Below are 15174 nucleotides of genomic sequence, written 5' to 3'. Positions count from 1 at the left end.
GCCGCTCGGGCGTGGCGTCGCGGGGGCTCACACAGCGGGTGAGGGGCGCTACGAGGGGTCGGCGGAACGGGTCACCGCGGGGCCATGCGGTCCGCGATGCCCGGGTTCTCCGCCATCCATGCCTTCACGGCCTCGTCCTCGTGGCCCTTGCCGCGCTTGGTGATCTCGTTCTCCAGGCCGGCGAGCTGCCGCTCGTCGAGCTTGAAGTTCTTGAACCACTTCGCCAGCTGCGGGTACTGCTTCGGGAAGGACGTGCTGGAGACGGTGTGGATCTTGTCGCCCTCGCCGAACAGCTTCTTGGAGTCGGCGAGCTTCGTCATCCCGTACTCGCTGTACGCCCAGTGCGGGGTCCACAGCAGGACGGCGATCGGCTCCTTCGCCTGGTAGGCGCGGCGCAGTTCGGCGAGCATGCCCGGGGTGGAGCCGTCGACGACCTTGTACTCCTCGTCCAGGCCGTAGCCGGGCAGCACCTTGTCCTTGACCAGGCCCATGACGCCGGTGCCCGGCTCGATGCCGACGATCCGGCCCTTGAAGCGGTCGCCCTTGCCCTTCAGGTCCTCGAGCGTCTTCACGTCCTTGACGTACGACGGCACCGCAACCTCCAGGGAGGTGGGGCTGTACCAGGGGCCGAGGTCGGTCAGCTTGTCGCCGTACTGGTCCCAGTAGTTCTTCTGGGTGTTCGGCAGCCAGCCGTCGAACTGGACGTCGATCTGTCCGCGGGACATGGCGGCGTACATCGGCCCGACCTCGAACTGCTTGAGGTTGAGCTTGTACCCGCGCTCCTCCAGGACCGCCTTCCACAGGTACGTGGCGGCGATGTCCTCCTCCCAGGGGAACCAGGCGACGTTCAGCGGACGGGCACGCTCGTCCTTGCCGCCGCCCGCGGCTCCTTTGGCGGCCTTGGACACAGGGGTCCACTTGTCGGCCAGGCCCGGGTTCTCCTTCAGCCAGGCGCGGACGGCCTCCTGCTCCTTGCCCTTGCCGGTCTCCTGGATCTTCGCCTCGAGACCGGTGAGCTGCTGCTCGGTCATCTTGAAGTTCTTGAGCCAGGCCCCGGCCTCGGGGTTCTCGGCGGCGAAGCCCTTGCGGGCCAGGGTGTGGACGCCGTCGCCCTTGCCCCAGGAGCCCTTGGGGTCCTTCAGCTTCTTCAGGTCGTACGTGGAGTAGGCCCAGTGCGGCGACCAGAGGGTGACGACGACCGGTTCCTTCTTGTCGTACGCGCGCTTCAGCTCGGCGAGCATGCCGGGCGTGGAGCCGTCGACGACCTTGTACTCACCCTCCAGGCCGTAGTCCTTGAGGACCTTGTCCTTGAGGATGCCCATCATTCCGGCGCTCGGCTCGATGCCGATGATGCGGCCCTTGAACTGGCCGGACTTGCCCTTGAGGTCGTCGAGCGAGTCGACGCCCTTCATGTACGAGGGGACGGACAGCTCCAGGGAGGTGGGGCCGTACCAGGAGCCCATGTCCTCCAGCTGGTTCTTGTACTTGTCCCAGTACTGGGCGTGGGTGACGGGCAGCCAGGAGTCGGTCTGGAAGTCGATCTGGCCGCCGGCCAGGCCGGTGTAGAGCGAACCGGCCTCCAGCTGCTTGGTGTCGACCTCGAAGCCGCGCCGTTCCAGGAGCTCCTTCCAGAGGAAGGTGGAGGCGATGCCCTCGTCCCACGGGATGTAGCCGACGGAGAGCTTCTTGCCCTGGCCGACGTTCGTGGCGTCGGCCGCGTCGGAGGCGGACTTGCCGCCGCCGAGGAAGCCCATGCCGCCGGCGACGAGCGCCAGGATCACGACGCCGACGAGGGCGGTGACGGGCTGCGGGCGGTGCTGGTAGATCTTCGGGGCGAGCGCCGACGTCGCCGCGCGGGCCTTGGCGAGCGCACGCCGGCCGAGCGGCGAGACCTGGCGGCCGAGCGCGCCGGTCATCCGGTCGAGGTACATCGCGAGGATGACGATGGAGACGCCGGCCTCGAAGCCGAGACCGATGTCGACATTGCCGATGGCCCGGTACACGGCGCCGCCGAGACCGCCGCCGCCGACCATGCCGGCGATGACGACCATGGACAGGCCCAGCATGATGACCTGGTTGATGCCGGCCATGATCGTCGGCAGGGCGAGCGGCAGCTGCACGCGCAGCAGGGTGTTGCGTGGGGTGGTGCCGAACGCCTCGGCCGCCTCGACCAGTTCGCCGTCGACCTGGCGGATGCCGAGTTCGGTCATCCGGACGCCGGGCGGCAGGGCGAAGACGATGGTGGCGATGATGCCGGGCACCACGCCGACGCCGAAGAAGATGATGCCCGGGATCAGGTACACCATCGCCGGCATCGTCTGCATGAAGTCCAGGACGGGGCGCAGCACGGCGCTGACCGTCTTGGACCGGGCGGCCCAGATGCCGAGCGGGACCGCGATCGCCAGGGTGACGAGGGTCGCGACGAGCACCAGGGAAAGGGTCGACATCGCGTCGTCCCACAACTCGATCGAGTCGATGAGCGCGAATCCGGCGAAGGCGAGCACGCCCGCGGTCAGGCCGCGCAGCCACCAGGCGCCGATGGCGAGGATGCCGGCGAACAGCAGCGGCGCGGGCGCGGACAGGACGGCCTCGATGCCGTCGTACAGGCCGGTGACGAGCGCGCTGATCGCGTCGAAGAACCAGGAGAGCTGGGCGCGGAGCCAGTCGACGGAGCTGTCGATCCAGTCGCCGAGACGGATCCTAGGCATCGGCGGTCACCGCCTCGGGCTCGCCGGGCGCGACTTCGCAGGCCATGGGCGGGCGCTGTTCGTCGCCGATGAAGCCGATGAGACGGGACTGCGGGACGACACCGAGGACGGCACCGTTCGCGTCCTTGACGGCGACGGCGTGCGGGACGCGTGCGCTGACGGCGCACAGCTCGGCCACCGGGGTGTCGGGGCGCACGGTCTCGCAGCCGCAGGCGTCGCCGGCGACGTTCGTGTCGGGGTCGGTCATGACCGCGGCCGCGGTGAGGACCCGCGAGCGGTCGACGTCCTGGATGAAGGAGGCGACGTAGTCGTCGGCGGGGCGCAGCAGGATGTCCTCGGCGGTGCCGAGCTGGACGATCCGGCCGTCGCGCATCACCGCGATCCGGTCGCCGAGGCGCATGGCCTCGTTGAGGTCGTGCGTGATGAAGACGATGGTCTTGCCGAGCCGCTGCTGGAGCTCCAGGAGCTGGTCCTGCATGTCGCGGCGGATCAGCGGGTCGAGCGCGCTGAACGACTCGTCCATGAGGAGCAGGTCGGCGTCGGTGGCGAGCGCGCGGGCCAGGCCCACGCGCTGCTGCATGCCGCCGGAGAGCTCGTCGGGCCAGGACTTCTCCCAGCCGGCCAGGCCGCACAGCTCCAGCGCCTCGGCGGCGCGCTTCTCGCGCTCCGCGCGCGGGACGCCCTGGACCTCCAGGCCGTACGCGGCGTTCTCGAGGACGTTGCGGTGCGGGAACAGGGCGAAGTGCTGGAAGACCATGCTGATCTTCTTGGAGCGCACGGCGCGCAGGTCACGGGCGCTGAGCGCGGTGACGTCCTCGCCGTCGAACAGGACGCGGCCCGAGGTGGGCTCCAGGAGCCCGTTGAGCATGCGCAGCAGGGTGGACTTCCCGGATCCTGACAGACCCATCACGACGAAGATCTGGCCGGGTTCGACGACGAAGGACGCGTCGATCACGGCCGCGGTCGTGCCGTCGGAGCGCAGCTCGTCGCGATCCGCCCCTCGGGCGAGTTTCTCGACGGCCTCGCCGGGTCGTCTGCCGAACACCTTGTACAGGTGGTCGGCCTGGAGCCTGGACACATACACCTCACGCGTAGCAACGAAAAACGGCCTGGCATCCCCCGCGGTCGCCGGGCCGTGGAGCGGGGCGGGATCGGCCCGCGGCTGCCCGGTGGGTGACTCATTTCGGTTCGTACCGTTGAATCCCGTACGGGGTCCGCTCCGAGCCCGCGCCTGCCCGGGCCGCCGCCGGGCAAACGCGAAGGTGACCGGGGTCACGGCGTGGGCGTGGAACCGCCCGGCGTTGTCTGTGGGGTGCGGCATCATCGGGGTGTGACGCGACGCCTGATGCTCCTCGACACCGCCTCCCTCTACTTCCGCGCGTACTTCGGCGTGCCCGACTCGGTCCGGGCCCCGGACGGCACGCCGGTGAACGCGGTGCGCGGCCTCCTCGACTTCATCGCCCGGCTCGTCCAGGACCACCACCCGGACGACCTGGTGGCCTGCTGGGACGCGGACTGGCGGCCCCAGTGGCGGGTGGACCTGATCCCGTCGTACAAGGCGCACCGCGTGGCCGAGGAGACCCCGGTGGGCCCGGACGAGGAGGAGATCCCGGACACGCTGGCGCCCCAGGTGCCGATCATCGAGGCGGTCCTCGCGGCGCTCGGCATCCCCCGGATCGGCGCCGAGGAGTACGAGGCGGACGACGTCATCGGCACGCTGGCGGGCCGGGCGAAGGGCCCGGTGGACATCGTGACCGGCGACCGGGACCTGTTCCAGCTCGTGGACGACGCGCGCGGCGTGCGGGTGCTGTACCCGCGCAAGGGCGTCGGCGACTGCGACCTGGTGGACGCGGAGCTGATCGCCACGAAGTACGGGGTCCGGCCGGACCAGTACGCGGACTTCGCCGCGCTCCGCGGCGACGCGAGCGACGGACTGCCGGGCGTGAAGGGCATCGGCGAGAAGACGGCCGCGCAGCTGATCACGGAGTACGGGGACCTGGCCGGGGTCCGCGCGGCGGCGGCCGACCCGAAGTCGAAGCTGACGCCGGCCAAGCGGCGCGGGATCCTGGAGGCGGCGGAGTACCTGGACGTGGCACCGAAGGTGGTCCGGGTCGCCGGTGACGTGGCGCTGCCCGAGTTCGACCCGGCGCTGCCGACGGCGCCGGCCGATCCGGAGCTGCTCGAGGCACTGGTGGCCCGCTGGGGTCTGGGCGGTGCGGTCGGCCGGGTGCTGTCCACATTGCGGGCCTGAGGTGCTAACTTAGGCAAGCCTAAGTATCCGAAACAGGGAGACCGTCGTGGCAGAGCAGCCGGCACGGAAGGCACCGAAGGCCCACGAGGCCCGCGTGGTGCGTACGGAGCGGATCACTCCGCACATGGTGCGCATCGTGCTGGGTGGCGAGGGCCTGGCGGAGTTCGAGCTCGGCGAGCACACCGACCACTACATCAAGCTGCTGTTCGGCGCCGACGGCGTGACGTACCCGGAGCCGTTCGACATGGACCGCATCCGGGCGGAGTTCCCGCGCGAGCAGTGGCCGACCACGCGGACGTACACGGTGCGCGCCTGGGACCCGGAACACCGCGAGCTGACGGTCGACTTCGTGGTGCACGGCGACGAGGGTCTCGCCGGGCCGTGGGCGGCCCGCGCGACCGAGGGCGAGACCGTGCGGTTCCTCGGCCCGGGCGGCGGTTACGCGCCGGACACGGCGGCGGACTGGCACCTGTTGGCGGGCGACGAGAGCGCGCTCCCGGCGATCGCGGCGTCGCTGGAGCGACTGCCGGCCGGGGCGCGGGTGCACGCCTTCGTGGAGGTCGCCGACGCGGCGGAGGAGCAGAAGCTCGCCACCGCGGACGGCGTCGCGGTGACCTGGCTGCACCGCGGGGCGCGGCCGGTGGGCGAGGCCCTGGTCGAGGCGGTCAGGGACCTCCGGTTCCCGCCGGGGGACGTCCACGTCTTCGTCCACGGCGAGGCAGCCGCGGTGAAGGAGCTCCGCCGCCACCTGCGCCTGGACCGCGAGGTGCCGCGCGAGCGGCTCTCGATCTCGGGCTACTGGCGTCTGGGCAAGACGGACGAGGCGTGGCGCGCGATCAAGCGCGAGTGGAACGACCGGGTGGAGCAGGAGCAGGAGCGCGGCTGATTCCCGGTCGTGCGGCGTGACCGCGGGGCCCGAAGGGTGATCACCCTCCGGGCCCCGCGGTCTTTTCGGGCCGCGCGTTCGTTCCGGGCCGCGCGGTCGTTGCGGGCCGCGCGGTCGTTGCGGGCCGCGCGTACGTATGGCGCCTCGCGTACGTTGCGGGCCGCCCGGTCGTATCGGGCCCGCTTTCGGTCGGGCGCCGCTTTCGGTGGGGCGCCGCGGGCGGTTCGGAGGCCGCCTCGGGGCCGGGTCGTCACTCGGATGGGGCGGGGGCCTCGTCGGAATCGCCGTAGTAGCGGGCAGAGGCGTCGACGTGGGCGAGCCTGCGCAGCGCGCCGAAGACCGCGTCACCCAGGACCGTACCGATGACCACGGTCTCCACCAGCCGCTCCCGGCCGACCCGCCGGGCCACGTACCCCAGGTCCGCCCGGGCCACGTCCTCCGCCGCCCCCGCGTACACGTCGAGCAGGTCGACGAAGTCGGCGTGCCCGACCTCGTCCAGAGCCGCGAGCGCCACCGCGAGCGCGTCCGCCGCCGGGCTCCGGTCGTCGACCAGCCAGCCGCGCCGCCGGATCAGCTCGGTCACCTTCCCCCGCGCGGCGAGCACCTCCCCCGGCTCGTCCGCGTACCGGGGCACGACGCGGTCCGCCGCCGTGCCCAGCACCTTGTGCACCGGCCGGTCGGGGTCGTCGACGGCTTCGAGCACCTCCCTGATCGCGGCGACCGACAGGCCCCCGACGTCCAGCAGGGCCCGCACGAGCCGCAGCCTGCGCTCGTGTCCCTCGTCGTACGACGCCTGGTTGGGGCTGGTCAGCCGGCCCGCCGGCAGCAGCCCCTCCCGGACGTAGTACTTGATCGTCGGCACCGAGACTCCGGTCCTGCGGCTCAACTCTCCGATGCGCACGTTGCGTTCACCTTTCCGGCCTTGCCATTCCCGGACCCATCATAGATAGTTCCACTATCAGATAGCGGTAAGCGCCACTATCTATTCTGTCTCCGGGGGTGCTCCATGTCCACGTCCGCCTTCCTCGCCCGCCGCACGGCGGGCCTGCACCGGCCACTCATGTGGTTCGCGGCCGCCATGGCCGCGACCGCCGTCCTCACCGGGATCGGGATCTTCGCCGACGACCGCCTCCTGGACGGCGTACCGGTCTGGTCCAAGCCCTTCAAGTTCGCGGTCTCTTTCATCGCCTACTGCCCGACGCTCGCCTGGATGCTGTCGCTCCTCCCCCGCGGCCGGCGCGTCGGCTGGTGGGCCGGCACGGTCGTCGCCGTCACCTGCGCCGTCGAGATGGCGATCATCACCGGCCAGGCGGCGCGCGGGCGGCACAGCCACTACAACCGCACCACGCCCCTCGACGCCGCGCTGTTCGACGCCATGGCGGTCACCGTCGTGATCCTCTGGCTCGCCGCGCTCGTCATAGCCGTCCTGCTGCTGCGCGCCCGCATTCTCGACCGCGCCCAGGCCTGGGCCGTACGGATCGGCTCCCTGCTCGCCCTCGCCGGCGCGGCCATCGGTTTCGTGATGACGCAGGCCACCTCCGAGCAGGTCGCGGCCGGCGGGCGCGACGGGTCCCCGTACGTCGGCGCCCACAGCGTCGGCGTCCCCGACGGCGGTCCCGGGATGGCCGTCACCGGCTGGTCCACCACCGGCGGCGACCTGCGCATCGCGCACTTCTTCGGCATGCACGCGCTTCAGATCCTGCCGCTGCTTCTGCTCGTGCTGGCCGCTCTCGCCCCGCGCTTCGCCCGGCTCGGCGACCCCCGGGTCCGGCTCCGGCTCGTCCTCGTCGGATCCGGCGCGTACGCGGCCGTCTTCGCGCTCCTCACCTGGCAGGCCCTGCGCGGTCAGCCGCTGCTGCGGCCCGACGCGGTGACGCTGCTCGCCGGCGGGGCGGCCCTCGTTCTGACCGTCGGTGCGGCGGCCTGGGCGGTGCGGGCCGCGCCGCGCGGCAGCGGGGCCGGGACCGGGAGCGTGTCGTCGTCTGCAGCTGTCTCCGCCTCCGCCTCTACGCCCACCGCTGACAAGGAGTACGTGGCATGACCGGATTCCTCTTCGAACTGTCCTTCTGGCTGGCCGCTCCCGTCTGGCTGGTCATGATCTTCGCCCCGTCATGGCCGCCGACCTCCCGCATCGCCGCCTCACCTCTGACCGTCGTACCGGTCCTGCTCGTCTGGCTCACCCTCGCCGTCCCCGTCGCCCCCGAACTGTGGGCCGCGGTCAGCAGCCCCGACGTCGACGTCTTCCGGGACCTGGTGGCCACCTCGAACGGCGCGGGCGCCGTCTGGGCACAGGTCATCGCCTGGGACCTGCTGATCGGCCAGTGGATGTTCCTGGAGGCGCGCCGGCTCGGCATCTCGCCGCTCGTGATGGGGCCCTTGATGGTCCTGACGATCCTCCTCTCGCCGATCGGGCTGCCGGTCTTCCTCGTCGTCCGCGCGGTCGCCGGTGGAACCCCCGGCCACCGAACGGCCCGCCGCCAGAAGGCCGTTACGCTGCCCTGATGAACCGCATCGACAGTGCCGTGGGAGCCGTGCTCGGCTCCGCCGTGGGGGACGCGCTGGGCGCTCCCTTCGAGTTCGGGCTGCCGGGGGTGTTCCGGGAACGGTTCCCCGACGGCGTGGGCGAGATGTGCGGGGGCGGCGGCTGGGACCCGGGCGAGGCGACCGACGACACCCAGATGGCCGTCCTGGTCGGGGAGTCGCTCCTCGACCGGGGCGGGCTCGACCTGCCGGACGTCTTCGACCGGTTCCGGCGGTGGGCGGCCGCCGAGCCGAAGGACATCGGCCTGCAGACCGAGGCCGTGCTCGGCAGCGGCGACCCGTGGGACACCGCCGCGGCCCTGCACTTCCAGGTCAACGGACAGGCGGCGGGCAACGGTTCGCTGATGCGGGCGGCCACCTCCGCCGTGCACTTCGCCGCGGCCGGCCGCGAGGCCACGATGCAGGCGGCGCGCCGGATCGCCGCGCTGACGCACGGGGACGCGGCTGCCTGGGAGGGCACCGCGATCCTGCACGAGCTGGTGCGGGTCGCGCTGGACGGCGGGGACCCCCTGGCGGCGATCCCTGCGACGCTGGAGCACGTCGCCGCGGCTCACCGGGCACGCTGGGCCACGGCCCTGACGCCGGACTGGCACCCGGACCACGCGACCGAGTTCAACGGGGCCGTGTGGCCGTGCCTGGCCTCCGCCGTGTGGGCGCTGCGCACGTCGCCGTCCTTCGAGACCGCGCTGGCTGCGGCGGTCGACCTCGGCGGCGACACGGACACCGTCGCGGCGGTGACCGGCACGCTTGCGGGAGCCGTCCACGGTGCGACCGCGATTCCGGCCCGCTGGACCCAGCCGTTGCACGTGCCGCTGCCGGGGTTCTCTGGGCGGGTGCTGCGGGAGGCGGATCTGCGCGGGCTCGCCGTGGCGTTGGTGTCGGTCGTCTAGGGCGTCGTGCGCGTGCGGGGGGGCCGTTCGTGTCTAGCGGGAGCGGATCGTGGCCAGTACCTGCTTGTCCGGCTGGAGCGTCAGGCTCGGTACCGGGCGTATCTCGCCGGGGGCGACCTCCAGGCGGTAGCGGCGGGCTATGACGGCGAGGATCAGGACCGCCTCGACCATCGCGAATCTGGTGCCCAGGCAGACGCGGGGGCCGCCTCCGAAGGGGAACCAGGCGTACTCGGGGATCGTGTCGGGTTCGTTCCAGCGTTCCGGGCGGAACTCCTCCGGGTCCGGGTACCAGCGGGCGTCGCGGTGAGTGGCCCACTGGCTGCTCCATACCCGGGTGCCGGCTCGTACGGGCCTGCCGGCGAGGACCGCGCCTTCCTTGGCGATGCCGGTCAGCAGCCAGATCGTGGGGTAGAGGCGCAGCGTCTCCTGCACGATCGCCTGGGTGTAGGTGAGTCGGGCGTAGTCGTCGAAGCCCGGGTCCCGGTCGCCCAGGACCTGGTCCAGTTCCGTCGCCAGGGCCTCGTACACGTGAGGGTTGCGGGACAGGAGGTACCACGCCCAGACCAGGGTGCTGCTGGTGGTCTCGTGTCCGCCGATGTAGAGGGTGACGGTCTCGTCGCGGATCTCCTTGTCGGAGAGGGTCGCGCCTGTTTCGTCGCGGGCGGCGAGGAGTCGGCTGAGCAGGTCGGGGCGCTCGTCGCCGTCTTCCCGGTGGTGGGCGACGAGGCGGGCGACCTCGGCGTCTATGACGGCGGTGGCTCGTTTGATCCTTGCCCGGCCGGGTGTCGGCACCCAGTCGGGCAGGATCGCGCCGAGGCCGCTGAACTCGGCGCCGATCTCCTGCTGGGCGACGTCCATCGCCCGGCCGATCGCCTCCGCGTCCGCGGCCGTGTCCGCGCCGAAGATGGTGCGGACGGCGATGAGTTGGGTGAGAGCCGCCATCTCCCTTTTGATGTCGATCTGGTGGTCCGGGCTCCAGCGCTCGGCAAGGTCGACGGCGCATTCGGCCATGGTGGCGGCGTAGGAGCGGACTTGCTTGGGCCTGACCGAGGGCTGGACCAGGGAGCGCTTGCGGCGCCAGTCGGCGCCCTTCGCGACGACGACTCCGTTGCCGAGGAGGGTGCGGACGGCGATCCCGAGGTCGGGCTGGTCGAAGGTGCGCTCGACCTCGGTGAGGAGTTCGCCGACCTGTTCGGGGTGGGCGATGAAGAGCGAGGGCTTGGGACCGAACTGCCAGCTGACCAGGTCCCCCTGGGCACGCAGCTTCTCGAAGAAGGCCAGCGGGTCCTTGCCGAACTCCGGCAGGTTGCCGAGCCCGGGTACGCCGCGTGGTCCCGGCACGATCTTCTTTTCCTCGGCGGTCGGACCCGTCTGCGTGGTCAACTGCTTCCCCTCCCCGCGCTGTTGCCCCGGTGTGTGAGTCCATGCAAGCGGACCGGGCATCGTTGACGCCACCCCTGTGGATAACTCTCTGTGAACAACGCGCAGGGGCCCGTGGCGATGTGCCACGGGCCCCTGCGGGGGTGTTGCCGACTAGCCCACCGAGCTGTAGGCGACTACTCCCCTGAGCAGTGACTCGACCGCCTTGCGGGCGTTCTTGGCGACCGTGCTGTTCTCCTTGGGCGCCGCGGCCGCGATCTGGCCGAGCACGTCGATGACCTGCTTGCACCAGCGGACGAAGTCGCCGGCCGGCATCTCCGCCTCGCGCAGCACCTCGTCGAGGCTCTTGTCGGAGGCCCACTGGTAGGCCGCCCAGGCGAAGCCGAGGTCCGGCTCGCGCTGGCCGACGCCCTCCGCCTGGTTGATCTTGAACTCTTCCTCCAGGGCGTCCAGGCGGCCCCAGATGCGCACCATCTCGCCGAGCGCCGCCTTGGCGTTGCCCGTGGGGAGCTTGGGCGCCACCGCGTCGTCCGCCTGGCGGGCCTCGAAGACCAGCGCCGAGACACAGGCGGCGAGTTCCGCCGGGGTCAGCCCCTCCCACACGCCGTCGCGCAGGCATTCGCTGGCGAGGAGGTCGAGTTCGCCGTAGAGCCGGGCCAATCGCTTGCCGTGCTCGGTCACTTCGTTCCCGCGCAGGTAGTCGAGCTCCGTGAGCAGGGCGACGATGCGGTCGAAGGTGCGGGCGATGGTGTTGGTGCGGCCCTCGATGCGCCGCTCCAACTGCCTCGTGTCGCGCTGGAGGCGGTGGTAGCGCTCGGCCCAGCGGGCGTGGTCCTCGCGCTCGTCGCAGCCGTGGCAGGGGTGTGCCCGCAGTTCGGCGCGCAGGCGGGAGATCTCACGGTCGTCCGCGGCGGCCGCGCGCTGCTTGCGGTGCCGCTCGGGCTCGATGTGACCGGCCTTGGTGCGCAGTGCGGAGGCGAGGTCCCGGCGCGACTGCGGGGAGCGCGGGTTGAAGCTGCGCGGGATCCGCATGCGTTCGAGTGCCTCGACGGGGACCGGGAAGTCGATCGAGGCCAGGCGCTTGACCTGCCGTTCGGCGGTGAGGACCAGCGGGCGGGGCCCGTCGTGGTGCTCGAAGCCACGGTGGCCGTTGGTGCGGCCGGCCGGGATGCCCGGGTCGAGGACGAGCGCGAGCCCGGCGAACTTGCCGGTGGGGACGTGGATGACGTCCCCGGGCTTGAGCCGCTCCAGGGAGGCGGCGGCCTGGGCCCGGCGCTGCGCGGCCCCTTGCTTGGCCAGTTCGGTCTCGCGGTCCTTGAGGTCGCGGCGGAGCCGCGCGTACTCCTCGAAGTCGCCGAGGTGGCAGGTCATGCCCTCCCGGTAGCCCTCGAGTCCTTCCTCGTTCTTCTGGACCTGGCGCGAGATGCCGACGACCGACTTGTCGGCCTGGAACTGCGCGAAGGACGTCTCCAGGAGTTCGCGCGAGCGGTGCCGGCCGAACTGGTCGACCAGGTTGACCGCCATGTTGTACGAGGGCTTGAAGCTGGAGCGCAGCGGGTACGTGCGGGTGCCCGCGAGGCCGGCCAGGTGGCCCGGGTCCATGCCGCGCTGCCACAGGACCACGGCGTGGCCCTCGACGTCGATGCCGCGGCGCCCGGCGCGGCCGGTGAGCTGGGTGTACTCGCCGGGCGTGATGTCGGCGTGCTGCTCGCCGTTCCACTTGACGAGCTTCTCCAGGACCACGGAGCGGGCCGGCATGTTGATGCCGAGGGCGAGCGTCTCGGTGGCGAAGACCGCCTTGACGAGGCCGCGGACGAAGAGCTCCTCGACCACTTCCTTGAACGTGGGGAGCATGCCGGCGTGGTGCGCGGCGATGCCTCGTTCGAGGCCTTCGAGCCACTCGTAGTACCCGAGGACGTGCAGGTCCTCGGACGGGATGGAGGCCGTGCGCTCCTCGACGATCTCGCGGACCTTGAGGCGCGCCTCCTCGTCGTTGAGCCGGAGGCCCGCGTACAGGCACTGCTGGACGGCGGACTCGCAGCCGGCCCGGCTGAAGATGAACGTGATGGCGGGCAGCAGCCCCTCGGCGTCGAGGCGCTCGATGACCTCGGGCCGGCCGGGCGTCCAGATCCGGGAGCGCTGGCGGCGCTCGCGCTCGCGGTCCGCCTCGCGGATCATCTTGCCGCGCCGACGCTCGCGGGGGTTGTACGTGCGCGAGTTCTCGGTGCGGGCGAGCCGGAGCAGGTCGGGGTTGACCTCACGGCGGGCGGAGCCGCGGCCGCCGTGGTCGGTCTCCTCCTCGAAGAGGTCGTACATCCGGCGGCCGGCCAGGACGTGCTGCCACAACGGCACCGGCCGGCTCTCGGAGACGATGACCTCGGTGTCGCCACGGACGGTGTCCAGCCAGTCGCCGAACTCCTCGGCGTTGGAGACCGTCGCCGACAGTGACACCAGCGTCACCGACTCGGGGAGGTGGATGATCACTTCCTCCCAGACGGCGCCGCGGAAGCGGTCCGAGAGGTAGTGGACCTCGTCCATCACGACGTAGCCGAGGCCGCTGAGGGCCTGGGATCCCGCGTACAGCATGTTGCGCAGGACCTCGGTGGTCATGACGATGACGGGCGCGTCGCCGTTGACGCTGTTGTCGCCGGTGAGGAGGCCGACCTTCTCGGAGCCGTACCGCTTCACGAGGTCGGCGTACTTCTGGTTGGAGAGCGCCTTGATGGGCGTGGTGTAGAAGCACTTGCGCCCCTGGCGCAGCGCGAGGTGGACGGCGAACTCGCCGACGATGGTCTTGCCCGAGCCCGTGGGGGCCGCGACGAGCACGCCCTTGCCCGCCTCCAGGGCCTGGCATGCCTCGATCTGGAACGGGTCCAGGCCGAACTCGTACATCTCGCGGAAGGGTGCCAGCGCGGTGGCCTGCTCGGCGTTGCGCGCCTTGGCGGCGGCGTACGCCTCGGCTGGTGTGAGGTCCTCTGTCATCTTGTCTTCGAGCCTACCCGCCCCCTCTGACAGTGACGCGATCTTTATCGAGGGAGGGGGCGGGGGGCACGAGGACGGGCGCCCTGCGGGATCAGGTGATGTCGTCGTAGCCGTTCAGCCGCTGCGACCTGCCGCCGTCCGCCTCGCCGGTGGCCTGCTCGGGCAGGGCCCGGGCGGCGCCGACGGACTCGATCCGGCCGACGCTCTGGGGCGTGAGGTCGAGCTCGGAGGCCTCGTCGTCGTCGAGGTGCGCGTCGGGGTCCTCGCGGCGCTTGCGCTTGTCGTTGACGAGGGCGATGCCGACGGCGATGAAGTAGAGCGCGACGATGGGCCCGGAGAGGGCGATCATGCCGAGCGGGTCGGTCGACGGTGTGGCGACGGCGCCGAAGACGAAGGTGCCCATGATCATGCCGCGCCACCAGCCGGCCATGCGCTTGCCGGTGACGACGCCTGCGAAGTTGAGCATGATCAGCAGCACCGGCAGCTCGAAGGCGAGGCCGAAGATGAGCACCATCCTGGTGGTGAAGTCCAGGACGTCGTCGAGCGAGAGCAGGTTCGAGGCGACTTCGGGGGTGATGCTGATGAGGACCCGCACGCTGATCGGCATGATCAGGTACGCGGTGTAGACGCCGGCGGCGAAGAGGGGAACGGCGGTGGCGGCGAAGTAGTACGTGTACTTCTTCTCGCTCTTGTGCAGTCCCGGGGCGATGAACGCCCACAGCTGGTAGACCCAGACAGGGGTGGCGGCGACGAAGCCCGCGAGCATGATCACCTTCACCGTGGAGGTGAAGGGCGACAGCATGTTCTGGTAGGCGATGATGACGCACTTGCCGCCGGTGCTCTCGGACATCGGCGTACCGGGCGCACACTTCGGCACCGGCGAGGCGAGGAAATCCATCAGCTGCTGGCTGAAGAAGGCGGCCACGATCGAGCAGGCGACGATCGCGAGCATCGCCTTGCCGAGGCGGTTGCGCAGCTCACGCAGGTGCTCCGCGAGCGGCATCCGCCCCTCGGGGTCCTTGTCCTTCTTGGTGCGGGCAGGCTTGAGCAACCCACGTCCTCATCTCGTGCGGCAGGCCGCCGCAGGGCGGCCTTGGGGGTCGAGCGGCGTAGAGCGCGAGGGGTCAGCGCTGCGGGGTGTCGGTGGTCTCGCCGACCGGACGGGCCGTGGTGACGTCACCGGGGGCGGCCTTGATGGTGCGCGGCGCGGTGGCGTTCTGGTCGGCCGGCGGGTCGGCGGGGGCGGTCTGCTGGCCCTCCGACTTCATGGCCTTCGCCTCGCTCTTCAGGATGCGGGCCGACTTGCCCAGCGAACGGGCCATCTCGGGAAGCTTCTTGGCACCGAAGAGCAGCACGACGACGAGGAGGATCAGGCTGATCTCGAGGGGACCGATCTGACGGAACATAAGCGTGGTCTACCTTCTCACCGATGCGGCGTGGGCTGGGCTGGCGGCCGCTGCCCGGACTGGTGTCCGAACCCCTGACCGTCAGGCGATCGTAACGCGCGCGTGTGAACGCAGGGCAATCCTTGTGCGT

12 protein-coding genes are annotated in these 15174 nt (G+C 71.2%); 5 read left to right on the top strand and 7 right to left on the bottom strand.

Annotation, left to right across the window (positions count from 1 at the left end; translation table 11 throughout):
- Nucleotides 1-71: 71 nt before the first annotated feature.
- Nucleotides 72-2708, bottom strand: coding sequence for an ABC transporter permease/substrate binding protein (locus tag R2D22_RS30000; protein ID WP_318107891.1), 2637 nt, complete (start codon nucleotides 2706-2708; stop codon nucleotides 72-74).
- Nucleotides 2701-3786, bottom strand: a complete 1086-nt coding sequence (locus R2D22_RS29995) for a quaternary amine ABC transporter ATP-binding protein (protein WP_318107889.1) — start codon at nucleotides 3784-3786, stop codon at nucleotides 2701-2703. Before R2D22_RS29995 ends, R2D22_RS30000 begins: the two co-directional genes overlap by 8 nt.
- Nucleotides 3787-4053: 267 nt before the next feature.
- On the opposite strand from R2D22_RS29995, the gene R2D22_RS29990 reads away from it, so the two are divergent.
- Complete coding sequence (locus tag R2D22_RS29990; protein WP_318110077.1) at nucleotides 4054-4959, top strand: 5'-3' exonuclease; 906 nt, start codon at nucleotides 4054-4056, stop codon at nucleotides 4957-4959.
- Nucleotides 4960-5005: 46 nt separating this feature from the next.
- Nucleotides 5006-5845: a siderophore-interacting protein gene (locus R2D22_RS29985; protein WP_318107888.1), complete on the top strand. Its 840-nt coding sequence runs from the start codon at nucleotides 5006-5008 to the stop codon at nucleotides 5843-5845.
- A gap of 250 nt (nucleotides 5846-6095) precedes the next feature.
- On the opposite strand, the gene R2D22_RS29980 is transcribed toward R2D22_RS29985, so the two are convergent.
- Entirely contained in the window at nucleotides 6096-6746 is a 651-nt protein-coding gene (locus R2D22_RS29980) for a MerR family transcriptional regulator (protein ID WP_318107886.1), read from the bottom strand.
- Nucleotides 6747-6923: 177 nt separating this feature from the next.
- On the opposite strand from R2D22_RS29980, the gene R2D22_RS29975 reads away from it, so the two are divergent.
- From R2D22_RS29975 to R2D22_RS29965, 3 genes are read left to right on the top strand one after another with little or no spacing between them, the layout of a single operon-like run.
- Nucleotides 6924-7886, top strand: a complete 963-nt coding sequence (locus R2D22_RS29975) for a hypothetical protein (protein WP_318110075.1) — start codon at nucleotides 6924-6926, stop codon at nucleotides 7884-7886.
- Nucleotides 7883-8347, top strand: a complete 465-nt coding sequence (locus R2D22_RS29970) for an ABA4-like family protein (RefSeq protein ID WP_318107884.1) — start codon at nucleotides 7883-7885, stop codon at nucleotides 8345-8347. The genes R2D22_RS29975 and R2D22_RS29970 overlap by 4 nt, the downstream gene beginning before the upstream one ends.
- The gene (locus tag R2D22_RS29965) at nucleotides 8347-9276 is read left to right on the top strand and encodes an ADP-ribosylglycohydrolase family protein (RefSeq protein WP_318107883.1); all 930 of its coding nucleotides are present in this window, start codon (nucleotides 8347-8349) and stop codon (nucleotides 9274-9276) included. Before R2D22_RS29970 ends, R2D22_RS29965 begins: the two co-directional genes overlap by 1 nt.
- A 33-nt stretch (nucleotides 9277-9309) precedes the next feature.
- Here the strand turns inward: R2D22_RS29965 and R2D22_RS29960 are convergent, their stop codons facing one another.
- The 4 genes from R2D22_RS29960 to tatA all read right to left on the bottom strand — a co-directional run bounded on the left by R2D22_RS29960 (nucleotide 9310) and on the right by tatA (nucleotide 15044).
- On the bottom strand, nucleotides 9310-10659 hold the full coding sequence (locus R2D22_RS29960; RefSeq protein WP_318107881.1) for a cytochrome P450: 1350 nt from the start codon (nucleotides 10657-10659) through the stop codon (nucleotides 9310-9312).
- Nucleotides 10660-10809: 150 nt separating this feature from the next.
- Nucleotides 10810-13638, bottom strand: coding sequence for a DEAD/DEAH box helicase (locus R2D22_RS29955; protein WP_318107879.1), 2829 nt, complete (start codon nucleotides 13636-13638; stop codon nucleotides 10810-10812).
- Between the two features lie 91 nt (nucleotides 13639-13729).
- Complete coding sequence (gene tatC / locus R2D22_RS29950) at nucleotides 13730-14641, bottom strand: twin-arginine translocase subunit TatC (RefSeq protein WP_411977171.1); 912 nt, start codon at nucleotides 14639-14641, stop codon at nucleotides 13730-13732.
- Nucleotides 14642-14762: 121 nt separating this feature from the next.
- Nucleotides 14763-15044, bottom strand: a complete 282-nt coding sequence (gene tatA / locus R2D22_RS29945) for a Sec-independent protein translocase subunit TatA (RefSeq protein WP_318107877.1) — start codon at nucleotides 15042-15044, stop codon at nucleotides 14763-14765.
- Nucleotides 15045-15174: the final 130 nt, after the last annotated feature.

This window comes from Streptomyces sp. HUAS YS2 (genome assembly GCF_033343995.1).
GTDB lineage: Bacteria > Actinomycetota > Actinomycetes > Streptomycetales > Streptomycetaceae > Streptomyces > Streptomyces solicathayae.
The sequence above is the reverse complement of the archived record's forward strand: the minus strand, read 5'-3'. Positions and strand labels throughout refer to the sequence as shown.